Annotated in this window: 9 protein-coding genes; 5 read left to right on the top strand and 4 right to left on the bottom strand. The window is 72.0% G+C overall.

Features of this window, described 5'->3' with window-relative positions:
- Positions 1–5: 5 nt before the first annotated feature.
- Positions 6–797 carry a DUF1707 SHOCT-like domain-containing protein gene (locus F7Q99_RS16485; protein ID WP_326846740.1) on the bottom strand — a complete coding sequence of 264 codons (792 nt, stop codon included), beginning with the start codon at positions 795–797 and terminating at the stop codon, positions 6–8.
- Positions 798–942: 145 nt separating this feature from the next.
- Between F7Q99_RS16485 and F7Q99_RS16480 the strand changes: the two genes are divergently transcribed.
- On the top strand, positions 943–2,610 hold the full coding sequence (locus tag F7Q99_RS16480) for a fumarate hydratase (RefSeq protein ID WP_153462328.1): 1,668 nt from the start codon (positions 943–945) through the stop codon (positions 2,608–2,610).
- 75 nt (positions 2,611–2,685) lie between these two features.
- Here F7Q99_RS16480 and F7Q99_RS16475 read toward each other — a convergent pair whose 3' ends face one another.
- Positions 2,686–3,444, bottom strand: coding sequence for a GntR family transcriptional regulator (locus F7Q99_RS16475; protein WP_153462326.1), 759 nt, complete (start codon positions 3,442–3,444; stop codon positions 2,686–2,688).
- Positions 3,445–3,610: 166 nt separating this feature from the next.
- On the opposite strand from F7Q99_RS16475, the gene F7Q99_RS16470 reads away from it, so the two are divergent.
- On the top strand, positions 3,611–3,901 hold the full coding sequence (locus F7Q99_RS16470; protein WP_153462324.1) for a hypothetical protein: 291 nt from the start codon (positions 3,611–3,613) through the stop codon (positions 3,899–3,901).
- 131 nt (positions 3,902–4,032) lie between these two features.
- Here F7Q99_RS16470 and F7Q99_RS16465 read toward each other — a convergent pair whose 3' ends face one another.
- A complete protein-coding gene (locus F7Q99_RS16465; protein ID WP_153462322.1) occupies positions 4,033–4,317 on the bottom strand; it encodes a hypothetical protein in 285 nt (94 codons plus the stop codon).
- Positions 4,318–4,530: 213 nt separating this feature from the next.
- Here F7Q99_RS16465 and F7Q99_RS16460 point away from each other — a divergent pair, with 213 nt between their 5' ends.
- From F7Q99_RS16460 to F7Q99_RS16450, 3 genes are all read left to right on the top strand, one after another.
- Entirely contained in the window at positions 4,531–7,488 is a 2,958-nt protein-coding gene (locus F7Q99_RS16460; RefSeq protein WP_153462320.1) for an AfsR/SARP family transcriptional regulator, read from the top strand.
- Positions 7,489–8,051: 563 nt separating this feature from the next.
- Positions 8,052–8,723: a class I SAM-dependent methyltransferase gene (locus F7Q99_RS16455; protein WP_153466259.1), complete on the top strand. Its 672-nt coding sequence runs from the start codon at positions 8,052–8,054 to the stop codon at positions 8,721–8,723.
- Positions 8,724–8,827: 104 nt separating this feature from the next.
- Entirely contained in the window at positions 8,828–10,681 is a 1,854-nt protein-coding gene (locus F7Q99_RS16450; RefSeq protein WP_326846738.1) for an ATP-binding SpoIIE family protein phosphatase, read from the top strand.
- Positions 10,682–10,720: 39 nt separating this feature from the next.
- Here F7Q99_RS16450 and F7Q99_RS16445 read toward each other — a convergent pair whose 3' ends face one another.
- Positions 10,721–12,901 (bottom strand): MMPL family transporter, encoded by a 2,181-nt coding sequence (locus F7Q99_RS16445; protein WP_153462318.1) that lies wholly within the window; start codon positions 12,899–12,901, stop codon positions 10,721–10,723.
- Positions 12,902–13,041 lie beyond the last annotated feature (140 nt).

Below are 13,041 nucleotides of genomic sequence, written 5' to 3'. Positions count from 1 at the left end.
CGGCTTCAGTCGACGCCGAGTTGCTTGCGCACCCACTCCTTGAGCTTCTTGCCCCGGCGCGGCTTGGCGTCACAACCGCCGAAGATGGCCGTGCCCTTGACCCGGACCACCGGCGCGTACGGGTCGGCCGCCGTCTGCTCCTTGACGTCGAAACCGCCGAAGATGCCGACGCCGCCGCCGTGCAGGCTCACGTTCTCCGGCACCCGGATCTCGACCCCGCCGAACAGCGACAGTACGTCGATCTCCACCTTGGGCGACTCGAACACGGCGTCGCTCAGGTCGATGTCCACCCCGCCGAACACCGCGGCCACCTTCAGGTGCGAGCCGACGCGCCAGCGGCCCTTGCGGGACGCGCCGCCGAAGACCGCCACGATCGACGGCGACTCCTGGCGGGCGGGCGGCTGCACCGGGCCGGCCGGGCGGGGCGCCGAGGCGTCCAGCGGCGGCTTCTCGAACGAGACCGGGCGGTGGCTGGGAAGGTCCCGGGTGAGCGGCATCAGGTCGCCCAGCGTCTTGGCGGCGTAGGCGGCCTCGATCCTCTCGGCGTGCTCGTCGACGTTCAGCCGGCCCTCGGCGTAGGCGTCGCGCAGCAGCTCGGCGACCCGCTCGCGGTCGGCGTCCGAGGCCCTCAACTCGGCCTCCGCCACCGGGACCTGCGCGGACGTCGGCGCGGACGTCGAGGCCGGCCTGGCCTGATCGGTCGGCGTGGGCTCGGGTGCGGCCCCCGGCTTGGTGATGGGTACGGGCGCCGGCACGGGCGGCTGCCCCTGATCGTCCTGCGACGGCGAGTTGTCCACGGCCACAGCCTAGTCGCTCGCACTGCCGCGCGAGTGAGCCCCGTCACGCAGGCTGCCCTGTCCGTCTGCGTGCTCCACCCGGGTCCTACCCTGGATGGTGCTTCGCCGACGCAGCCGGATCACTGGAAACCTAAGGACCGCCCCCATGGCTCCCACGCCAGACTTCGAGTACAGCGACCTGCTCCCCCTGGGCGCTGACCCGACCCCTTACCGCAAGCTCACCTCCGAGGGTGTCTCCACCTTCGAGGCCGGCGGTCGCACCTTCCTCCAGGTCGAGCCCGAGGCCCTGCGGCTGCTCACGGCCGAGGCGATGCACGACATCTCGCACTACCTGCGCCCCGCCCACCTCGCCCAGCTGCGCCGCATCCTGGACGACCCGGAGGCCAGCCCCAACGACCGCTTCGTCGCGCTCGACCTGCTGAAGAACGTCAACATCTCGGCCGGCGGCATCCTCCCGATGTGCCAGGACACCGGCACCGCCATCGTCATGGGCAAGCGCGGCCAGAACGTCCTCACCTCCGGCGCCGACGAGTCCGCCATCGCGCGCGGCGTGTACGACGCGTACACCAAGCTCAACCTGCGCTACTCCCAGATGGCCCCGGTGACCATGTGGGACGAGAAGAACACCGGCAACAACCTGCCGGCCCAGATCGAGCTGTACGCCACCGACGGCGACGCGTACAAGTTCCTGTTCATGGCCAAGGGCGGCGGCTCCGCCAACAAGTCGTACCTCTACCAGGAGACCAAGGCCATCCTGAACGAGACGAGCATGCTCTCGTTCCTGGAGCAGAAGATCCGCTCGCTCGGCACCGCCGCCTGCCCGCCGTACCACCTGGCCATCGTGATCGGCGGCACCAGCGCCGAGTTCGCGCTCAAGACCGCCAAGTACGCGTCGGCGCACTACCTGGACAACCTGCCGACGTCGGGGAACGCGAAGACCGGCCACGGCTTCCGGGACCTGGAGCTGGAGCAGAAGGTCTTCGAGCTGACCCAGAAGATCGGCATCGGCGCCCAGTTCGGCGGCAAGTACTTCTGCCACGACGTGCGCGTCGTCCGCCTGCCGCGGCACGGCGCCTCGCTGCCCGTCGCCATGGCCGTCTCCTGCTCCGCCGACCGCCAGGCGCTCGGCAAGATCACCGCCGAGGGTGTCTTCTTGGAGCAGCTGGAGACCGACCCGGCCAGGTACCTGCCGGACACCACCGACGAACACCTCGACGACGACGTGGTGCGCGTCGACCTCAACCAGCCGATGTCCGCCATCCGCGCCGAGCTCTCCAAGTACCCGGTGAAGACCCGGCTCTCGCTCACCGGCACGCTCGTCGTCGCCCGCGACATCGCGCACGCCAAGATCAAGGAGCGCCTGGACGCCGGCGAGGGCATGCCCAAGTACCTCCAGGACCACCCGGTCTACTACGCCGGCCCGGCCAAGACCCCCGAGGGCTACGCCTCCGGCTCCTTCGGCCCCACCACCGCCGGCCGGATGGACTCCTACGTCGACCAGTTCCAGGCCGCCGGCGGCTCGATGGTCATGCTCGCCAAGGGCAACCGCAGCAAGCAGGTCACCGACGCCTGCGCCCAGCACGGCGGCTTCTACCTCGGCTCCATCGGCGGCCCGGCCGCCCGGCTCGCCCAGGACTGCATCAAGAAGGTCGAGGTCCTGGAGTACGCCGAGCTCGGCATGGAGGCCGTCTGGCGCATCGAGGTCGAGGACTTCCCGGCCTTCATCGTCGTCGACGACAAGGGCAACGACTTCTTCCGCGAGACCACCGAGGGCCCGCTGATCACCAACCTGCGCGTCCGCTCGAAGGAGTAGCCCCTTCCGCGCTCCCCGCGCTCTTGCGACGCCCCGGCCGCACCCCGCGGTCGGGGCGTCGGCGTTGACGCGGCCTCACGCGTCGAAGTCGTACTCCAGGACGTAGGAGGCGGCGTCGAGGATCATCTCGTTCAGCTCGACGACCTGGCCCTCGTCCGCGAAGGCCGTCCGGCAGATCAGGATCACCGGGGTGCCGGCGGACAGCTCCAGCCGCGCGCCCTCCTCCGCGCTCGGCATGCGCGAGCGCACCTCCTCGCGGAAGTGGACGGGCTTCGCGCCGATCTCCGCCAGGCGCGCGTACGTGCCGCCCGGGCCGGTGTCCTCCCGGGTGATCGCCGTGCCGGCGACCAGGCCGGCCGACAGGTAGGAGGTGGACAGCAGCACCGGCTTGCCGTCCAGCACGAAACGGCGGTGCCGCACGCACATCGGCTCCCCCGGGTCGACGCCCAGCACCCGTGCCACGTGGTCGGGCGCGCCCTGCTCGGAGACCGACACCTGGTCGACGACCAGCGAGCGCCCGTCGATGTCCGCCGACCATATCGACCGGCCCGACCCCCACTGCCCCTGCGCCAGCCGCTGGATCCCGCGCCGCCGCAGCGGCCGGAAGTCCCGCACGAACACCCCCGCACCCCGGCGCGCCTCCGCGATGCCCTCGCTCCGCAGCACCCCCAGCGCCTGGCGGGCCGTCATCCGGGCGACCCCGTACTCGTCCATGAGGTCGTTCTCGCCCGGCAGCCGGTCCCCCGGCCGGTACTCGCCGGCGTCGATGGCCGCCCTGAGCGTGTCGGCGATCCGCTGGTACTTGGGCTGCTTCTCGCCACTGCTGCCGGTCATCGCCGCTTCCTCTCCCTCGCGGAAATCGTAGGCGCGTCCGCGGTCGCCGGTAAGCGGATACGACCGTTGACATCTCTAGAGATATTAGCTTCTCTAGAGATGCCGGGCAGTAGTCGCCGAGCATCACCACACACGCACGGACAGCGACCAGGCGAAGGAGAGTGCGGTGAGCACCCGACGTCAGCACAACGCCACCAGCTATCGGCCACACGTGGGTGAACGCGTCCTGGACCGCAGGACCGGACGCACCGGCATCTACATGGACACCATCGGCGGAGAGCACTACATACGCCCCGAGGGCGGCGGCCGCGAATGGACCGCCGACCCCGGCCACCTCACCCCGGCCCCGACGACCGACGACGACGATCCGGAGCCGACGGGATTCGGCCACCGGGAGGCGGGGCAAGTTCCGTCCGTTCCGGCAAAACCACGGCAAACTGCAACAATCCGGGTCTGATCGAGTTCTCGCTGAACCCGGAATTCCGGAAGCCCGACCCCCACCCGTGAGCGTCCGGTGATATTCCTGCGCAAAAGACCGGTGCCCCCGCCTCCACATCCGGAAGAGGCAAGGGCACCGGCTCGACCGGGTTACGGGTGGCTGGAGATGATGCTCTCCGGCTCGAACTTGTGGCCCGGCTCACCCGTCGCCGGCTTGGCGGGCTCGACAACGTGCTCGGCCTCGTCACCGAACAGGTCCTGCTCGAGCGCCGCCTTCTCGGCGGTGGTGGGCTCGGTGTAGGTGGTCGGGTTCGAGGACGCGGTCACTGCGCCCTCGACAGCCTTACCGGCCTCCACAGCGGCAGCCGGCGCCGACGTCTGCACCTTGTTGTCGGGCGTCGACGGCACCGGGGTCTCGCTCTGGTCGTTGGCCATTGGGCGGCCGCCTTTCGGTCATCAAATGTCTTCAGCCCGACCTGCTTGGCGCGGGCGCGCGGACAGTATCGTAGGGTTGATTAAATGTCCGATAAACATCGTGCGGCTTGCGGTGCCGTCCGGCAGAGTCGGCCGTCCGCCTAAGCTGAAGCACCACGGCGGACCGCCGAGCGCCCTTCGCGGAATCAACACCACAGGCCATCGGGGGACTTCATGGAGTTTCGGGAGACGCCGCCTCTGCCTGCGCTGCGCTTCCAAGTCCTCGGTCCGGTCCAGGCCTGGCTCGACGGCAGACCCCTCGCGCTCGGTTCCCCGCAGCAGCAGGCTGTTCTGACTGCCCTTCTCCTGCACGCCGGCCGTCCCGTCACCACCCAGGACCTCGTCGACGGTCTCTGGGGCGACCGCCCGCCGACCCAAGCCGTCGCAGCGCTTCGCACCTACGTCTCCCGGCTTCGCGCGGTCATCGAGCCTCGACGGGAAACGCGGGCGCCCGCCGAGCTGCTGGTCTCGGTCGCCGACGGTTACGCCCTGCGCATTCCCGGCGACGCCCTCGATGTGACGGTCTTCGAGAATCTCTCGGCGGAGGCGACCACGGCCCGGGCCGCGGGCGATCTCCACGAGGCGCACCGGCTCCTCGTCCGCGCCCTCGGGTTGTTCAGCGGGCGCCCGCTCACCGGCATCCCCGGCCCCTACGCGGACGCACAGCGCCTGCGGCTCGCCGAGCGCCAGGTCGCCGCCTCCGAGGACATGTGCGCAGCGGCCCTCGACATCGGGCTGCACGCCGAGGTGGTCGGCGAACTGAACTCCCTGACCGCCGAACACCCGCTCCGGGAACGGCTCCGCGAGCTGCTGATGCTGGCGCTGTACCGCTGTGGGCGCCAGGCCGAGTCCCTGGGCGTCTACACCGACACGCGGAAGCTGCTGATCGACGAGCTCGGTGTCGAACCGGGTGCCGGCCTGTCCGCCATGCACTCGCGTATCCTCGCCGCCGACCAGACACTGACCCTCCCGGCCGCACCCGTTCGCGACGACGGCTCGCCGACACCTCCGCCTCCGGCCCAACTCCCGGCCGACGTTTCGGACTTCAGTGGACGGTCCGGACTTGTCGCCGATCTCTCCACCGTCCTGATGAACGCCACGGGGCAGGCGGTCGTCGTGACCTCCCTGGCCGGCATCGGCGGAGTGGGGAAGACGACGCTCGCCGTCCACGTGGCTCATCGGGTTCGGACCGAGTTCCCGGACGGGCAGCTCTACGTCGACCTGCGCGGAGCCGGTGCCTCACCGGCCGACCCCGCAGTCGTCCTGGGCGACTTCCTGCACACGCTCGGCGTCACCGAGAACCCCGACTCCCTTGAGCAGCGCGCGGCGCTCTACCGTTCGCTGCTCGCCAGCCGGCGGATGCTCATCCTGCTGGACAACGCGCGGGATGCCGAGCAGATCAGGCCGCTCATTCCCGGCGTCTCCGGCTGTGCGGTGCTCGCCACCAGCAGGTCCCGCCTGGCCGGGATCCCCGGTGCGCAGCTGTTCGACGTCGAGGAGCTGACCGCCGACGAGGCACTGTCGCTCTTCTCGGCCATCGTCGGGGAACAGCGTGTCGCCGCCGAGCCGGAGGCGGCCATGGCAGTGGTCACCGCCTGCGGATTCCTCCCGCTTGCCGTCCGGATCGCCGCGGCCCGGCTGGCCAGTCGGCCCCGGTGGAGCGTCTCGGACCTCGCCCGGCGGTTAGCCGACCAGCGTCGGCGCCTGGACGAACTGCAGCTCGGCAATCTCGCGGTGGAGACCACGATCGGGCTCGGCTACGGACAGCTCTCCACAGCGGAGGCCCGGGCCTTTCGGCTGCTGTCCCTGATCGACGCCCCCGACGTCCCGCTGGCGGCCGCGGCGGCGTTGCTCGGTGTGGACGACGACACCGCCGAGGACCTTGCCGAAGCCCTGGTCGAAGCGAACATGCTGGAGTGCTTCTCGCCCGGCCGCTACCGGTACCACGACCTGCTGCGGCTCTACGCCCAGCGCCAGAACGAGCGAATCGGAGACCTCGAGGAACAGCAGCTGGCAGTTCTGCGGCTGCTCGACCTGCTGATACCGACCGTCTACAACGCGGCGCAGACCATCGAGCCGGACGATCCGCTGCCGGAGCTGCTGAGCTCGCTCACCTCGCCGGGGCTGAGTCTTCCGACCAGCGGGGCCGCACAGGACTGGCTCCGTAGCGAGGGCGCCCTGCTGCTCAGCGCCATCGTGGCCGCGGCGGACGGCCCCGGTGACCTGCAACGCTCGGCGATCGACCTGCTGATCCTGCTGTACTGCCTCGGCCCGGACCCGACCCACGGACCTCGGGTCCGCCGGATTCTGGAGATCATGGGCCGCGACGCGCAGGACCGCGGCGACTCGGCCGCGCTTGCCCGCGTGCATTTCGCACTGGGCACGCTGCAGTCGGTCACCAGCGACTTCCAAGGCGCGGAGCACTCCCTCCGCCGAAGCCTCGAATTTCAGGCACCGGATGACGCGACCATCTTCCGCCTCGCCACGGCCAACACGCTGGGCTGGATCCTCAGCGTCGGCAATCGCCCGGCCGAGGCGCTGCCGTTCCTCGAACAGGCCCTCGCCATCAGCCAGGTGGTCGGCACACCGATCGGCGAGGCCAGGCTGATCAGCAACATCGCCCGGGTCCAGCACCGGCTCGGCATGACGGAGACCGCGATCCAGTCCGCCACCGACGCTGTTGCCGCCGCCCGGACGTCCAAGAACGGCCCCTACCTGGCCCACACCCTCTACCAGCTCGGCGTGGTGCTCTCCTCCGGTGAGGCCGTGGAGCACCTGCGCGAGGCCCACCAGCTCTACCAGTCGCAGCAGAACCCGCTGTGGGAGGGCTACACCCTCGCCCGGCTCTCGTCCTCGCTGCTCGCCGCCGGACGGCATGCCGAGGCGGCCGAGACGGCGGGTGAGTCGCTGACGATCGGCCAGGACATGGACTCCGCCTACTGCCAGGGCCTCGCGAACGCCGCCCTCGGCGAGGCGTTGCTCGCCCTCGCCCAGCCGGCGCGTGGGCTCGCCTGCCTCCGGGAGGCGCATGCGATCTTCACGCGGCTCGGTGTGCCCGAGGCCTCCCCCGTGGCGGACCTCATCTCCCGGCAGCACACCGAGCCACTCCCTACCTCTCCCCCCGCGCCGTAAGGCCTCCATCCCCCAGCGGAGAACCTCCCCCGATGCGTCGCGCCGGCGCTCCCGCAGCCCCCCGGCTGCGGGAGCGCCCTCAACGCTTCCCCGGCGCTGGACTCCACTGTGCACCGGACCGATTGACGTTCGATAAACGTCGGATTGTCAGCCTGCGGAGCGCCAAAGCCGCAGGTCAGAGCGGCGCACCGGCCTCTCCGTGCGGCGTGCGGGCCCTGGCCGCACCACCCCGGCCCGCACCACCGTGCTTCCGCAACCCGGTCCACATCGGCCCAAGTGAGACGAGTTGGCTGGAAAGGGACCCCATGGCGGTGTGATCACGCATATCCTCGGATGCCAGTGCACACGAGTGTCTGCCGACAACGTGTCAGAGTGCAGTCCATCAGTGTGATGCGGGGAGCGTGACGTACCGCCACCGGCAGCGGCCGGCCAGCCGACCGGAGGCCAGGGTGGAAGGGTGCCTCTCAATCGTGACGACCGGACAGATATCGGATCCGTTCCCCGTCGGCGAGGACGCGGACGACGACGAGCCCGACGCCCGGCGGCGCCGGGCCGCGCGGGCGTTGCAGGCGGTCGCGTTCGACACGATCGGCGCCGGGTACGGCGAGGCGTTTCCGGCGAAGGACGGGCAGCTCGCGTGCGGGCGGCGGCTGCTGGCCGAGCTGGAGCCGGGGTCGCGGGTGCTGGACGTCGGCTGCGGGACCGGGGAGCCGACGGCACGGCAGCTGGCCGCGGGCGGGCTGCGGGTCACCGGGATAGACCTCTCGGACGTGATGCTGACACTGGCCGGAAACGAGCGCTACCCCGGTGACTTCCCGCCGGAGTTCCGCCGGATCGACCTGTACGACCTGGGCACCGAGCGCGCCGGCCGGGTCTGGAACGTCCCGGAGCTCGGGCCGCTCGGGAAGGGCCGGTTCGCCGCCGTCACCGCGTTCTTCTCCCTGATCCTGCTCCCGCAGGACGAGATTCCCACCGTGCTCGGCCGGCTGCGCGAGCTGCTGCGGCCGGGCGGTCTGCTGGCGCTGGGGATGGTCGAGGCGGATCTGGATCACGTTCCGCTTCCGTTCCTTGGCAGAGAGCTGCGGATCAGCGGGTATCTGAGGGAAGATCTGGAACGGGTTCTGGTTGCGTCGGGGTTCGCCGTCGAGGAGTGCTCGGGGCATCCGTACGCGCCCGCCAGTACCTCGCTGCCGCCGGAGGAGCAACTGTTCCTGTGCTGTCGACGCGTCGGCTGATCGAACGGCGTCGGCTGATCGACCACGAGAGACCGGACGCGACCGCGGAAGAGTCAGCAAAGCAGAACACCCCAGAGCCCACCCCGAGTCCAGGACAGGCAGCCGTGCGCGACCAGCTCAAACCCGAGGCCGGACAGCCGCCTGCCGTGCCCGTCCCACGCCGCGAGCCGGCGCCGGTCCCGGAGCCGGCCCCCGTCCGGGAGCCCTCACCCCTGCCCGAGCGGGCCCGCGACGACGTGGCCGACCGCCTCGCGTACCTCGACTCGGCGACCCGGCGGATCAACAGCGCGCTCGACCTCTTCGCGACGCTGCGCAACATCGGCCGGGTGCTGGTCCCGACGTTGGCCGACGCCGCCGTCGTCCACCTGCGCGACCCGCTGCCCAACGTCGAACGCGAGCCCGGGTTCCCGGACGAGCTGCGGATCCACCACAGCACCGGCACCCGGATCGGACGGCGCGGCCGGCCCAGCTGGGCGGACGACCGGCGCCGCTCCCGGTACGGCGCCCGCTCGACGGCCGACGGCGGGCCCGCCACCCCGGTGACCCGCGGCGGGGCGCTCGCGCACGCTCTGCTGAGCCGCCGCCCCGCCGAGTCCGCCGTGCTCGGCACGCCCGCCGCGGAGCGCACCGAGGCGCTGCTGCGCGAGCTGTACGGCACCCGCGGGCTGGCCCGGCTCGGCGCGGGCACGTCCGTACTGGCCCTGCCGCTGCGCGGGCGCAAGGCGGTGCTCGGCCTGCTGGTACTGATCCGCCGCCCTCCCGAACGCACCGGCCGGCCCTCGTTCGATGCCACCGACACCGCGGCGGCCGCCCATCTCGCCACCCAGGCCGGCCTGGCCGTGGACACCGCGCTGCGGTACGCCCGCGAGTGGGAGATAGCGAACGAACTCCAGCGCAGCATGCTGCCGTTGCGCCTCCCGCAGCCGCACGGGGTGCGGCTGGCCCAGCGGTACCTGCCGGGCGAGCGCGGCGCCCAGGTCGGCGGCGACTGGTACGACGCGGTGCCGCTGCCCGGCAACCGGGTCGCCCTGATCGTCGGCGATGTGATGGGCCACTCGCTCACCTCGGCCGCCATCATGGGCCAACTCCGTACCAGCGCTCAGACGTTGGCGGCCCTCGACCTGCCGCCGCACGAGGTGCTGTACCACCTGGACGAGCAGGCCCAGCGGCTCGGCCGCGAACAGCACCTGGCCACCTGCGTCTACGCGGTGTACGACCCGATCGCCAACCGCGTGGTGATCGCCAACGCCGGGCACGTTCCGCCGGTGCTGGTCGGGCCGGACGGCACGGCCGAGTTGGTGGAGCTGGACTCCGGGGCGCCGATCGGCGTCGGCGGGGTCGACTTCAACTCCGTCGAACTGCCCGCGCCGCCCGGCTCGGCCCTGCTGCTGTTCACCGACGGCCTGGTGGAGACCCGCAGCCGCCCGATCAGCGACGGCCTCGAACTGCTCCGTGCCCGGATCGCCGCCGCCCGCTGGCACGCCCCCGAGCAGCTCTGCCAGGAGGCGCTGCGGATCCTGCCGCCGGGCGACCGCGGCGACGACATCGCCCTGCTCGGCGCGTGCTTCGACGGAATCCCGGCCGGGGACGTCGCGCACTGGTACCTCCAGCCGCGCAACGAGACGCCGGGCCGGGCCCGCCGGCTGGCCGCGCACACCCTGCGCCGCTGGGGGCTCGGCGAGCTCAGCGAGGCGACCGAGCTGATGGTCAGCGAGCTGGTGACCAACGCCGTCCAGCACGCGACCCGTCCGGTCACCCTCAGCCTGGTGCGCACCACCCGGCTGCGCTGCGAGGTCGGCGACGACAGCCCGCTGCTGCCCCGCCCGCGCCGGACCGGGCCGGACGACGAACGGGGGCGCGGGCTGCAGATAGTGGCCAGGTGCGCCGACCGCTGGGGCGCCACCCGGCTGGGCACCGGCAAGGTGGTCTGGTTCGAGCAGCGGCTGCCGCAGCCGTAGCGGCGCCCGGTGGGACGAGGCCCGCCGGGCGCACCGGGCTCAGACCCCTGCGGGCTCCTTCGCCGGCTCCCGCTCCAGCCGGGCGATCAGCTGCTCGCCCTCCATGTCCACCCGCGGCACGACCTTCTCCAGGCGCTTCGGGAACCACCACGCCGCCCTGCCGAACAGCGTCATCGCCGCCGGCACCAGCGCCATCCGCACCACGAAGGCGTCCACCAGCACGCCCACCGCGAGGGCGAAGCCGATCGGCTGGACGACCGGGTCGTGGCCGAAGACGAACGAGCCGAACACCGACACCATGATCAGCGCGGCCGCCGTCACCACCCGGGCGCCGTTGCGCACGCCGGCCACCACCGCCTCACGAGGCGCCATGCCGTGCACGTGCTGCTCCTTCATCCCGGAGACCAGGAACAGCTCGTAGTCCATCGCCAGCCCGAACAGCACCCCGATCAGCAGGATCGGCACGAAGCTGACCACCGGGCCGACCTTGGGCACGTCGATCAGGCCGTCCAGCCAGCCCCACTGGTAGACCGCGACCACCGCGCCGAGCGAGGCGGTGATGCTGAGCAGGAACCCGGCCACCGCCTTGAGCGGGACGAGCACCGAGCGGAACGCGAGCGCCAGCAGCACCACCGCGATGCCGACGATCACCGCGAGGAACGGCGGCAGCGCCTGGCCGAGCTTGGTGGAGACGTCGATGTTGGCGGCCGTGGTGCCGGTGACGGCGATGCCCGCGCCGGTCGCGGCCTTCACCTCGGAGCGCTGGCCGCGGATCTCGTCGACCAGCGCCTTGGTGTCCGCGTCGTCCGGGCCGGTCTGCGGGATGACGGTCAGCAGGGCCGTCCCGCTGGCCGGGTCGACGGTCGGCGGCAGCAGCGTCCGGACGCCCTTCAGCGTCTGCAGCCGCGCCGCCACGCCGCGCACCGCCTGCTCGGGCTGCGGCGTGCCGTGGGCGTCCACGACGACCACGAGCGGCGCGTTGAAGCCCGGCCCGAAGCTCTCGCCGACCAGGTCGTACGCCTTGCGCGCGTCCGTCCCGGCGGCCTGCGAACCGCCGCCCGGCAGACCGAGGTTGAGGCTCGCGGCGGGCACCGCCAGGACGCCCAGCCCGGCCAGTGCGACGAGCAGGACGGCCAGCGGACGGCGGACCACGAAGCGGGCCCAGCGCTCGCCCATGGTGGTCCGGCCGCCGGTGCGCAGCGCCCGACGCCAGAGCGGCAGCCGGTCGAGGGCGCGGCCGGCGAAGCCGAGCAGCGCGGGCAGCAGCGTGATCGCGACCAGGACGCCCACCACGACGGCCCCGGAGGCGGCCAGGCCCATGACGGTGAGGAACGGGACGCCGGCGACGGCGAGCCCGGCGAGCGCCACGACGACGGTCAGGCCGGCGAAGACGACGGCGCTGCCGGCGGTCGCGGTGGCGCGGGCGGCGGCCTCCTCGGGCTCCAGCCCCTCGTCGAGGTGGCGGCGGTGCCGGGAGAGGATGAACAGCGCGTAGTCGATGCCGACCGCGAGGCCGACCATGAGCGCCAGCACCGGCGCGGTGGTGATGATCTGGAACGAGCCGGTGAGCGCCAGCAGCCCGGCCATCGCCACGCCGACGCCGACCAGCGCGGTCAGCAGCGGCAGCCCCGCGGCGACCAGCGAGCCGAGGGTGACCACCAGCACCACCCCGGCCACCGCGAGGCCGATCGCCTCGCCGCCGTCGACCTTGCCCATCCGGTTGTACGCGTCGCCGCCGAAGGCGACGTCCAGCCCGGCCGCGCGGGCCGGTTCGGCGGCGGCGCGGACGGCGTCGCGCTGCTGGTCGGTGATGTCGGCGAGCTTGCGGTCGAAGGAGACCAGCGCGATCGCGACCCGCCCGTCCGGCGAGACCGCGCCGGTGGCGTGCGGGTCGGGCACGGCGGCCACGCCCGGCACGGCGGCGATCCGGCCGACCGCCTCGCTGACCGCCCTGCCCGCCTCGGGCGCCGCGATGCCACCGGGAGCGTGCGCGGCGAAGACGACCTGCGCGGAGCCGTGGCCCTGCTGCGGGAAGGTGCCCTTGATCCGGTCCAGCGTGGTCTGTGCCTCGGTGCCGGGGACCTTGAACTCGTCGCTGGTCTTCCCGGCGAACGCCCCCGCGGCCCCGCCGACGGCGATCAGCACGGCGAGCCAGACGGCGAGAACGGCTTTTCTGCGCCGGAAGCAGTAGCGGCCCAGTCGGTACAGGTACGTGGCCATGGCTGACCCCTCGGTCCGTCGTCGGGCAGGCAGGTGCCTGACCAGGTCTCGAACCACCGTACGCTCGACTTTGTCGAATGACAAAGTCGAATGACGAGAGTGTCTGACGCAATCGATCGACACAGTTGGCCGACCATGGC

Origin of the sequence: Streptomyces kaniharaensis (assembly GCF_009569385.1) — a bacterium.
GTDB classification, from domain to species: Bacteria; Actinomycetota; Actinomycetes; order Streptomycetales; family Streptomycetaceae; genus Kitasatospora; species Kitasatospora kaniharaensis.
This window is presented reverse-complemented; position numbering and strand designations above follow the sequence as displayed.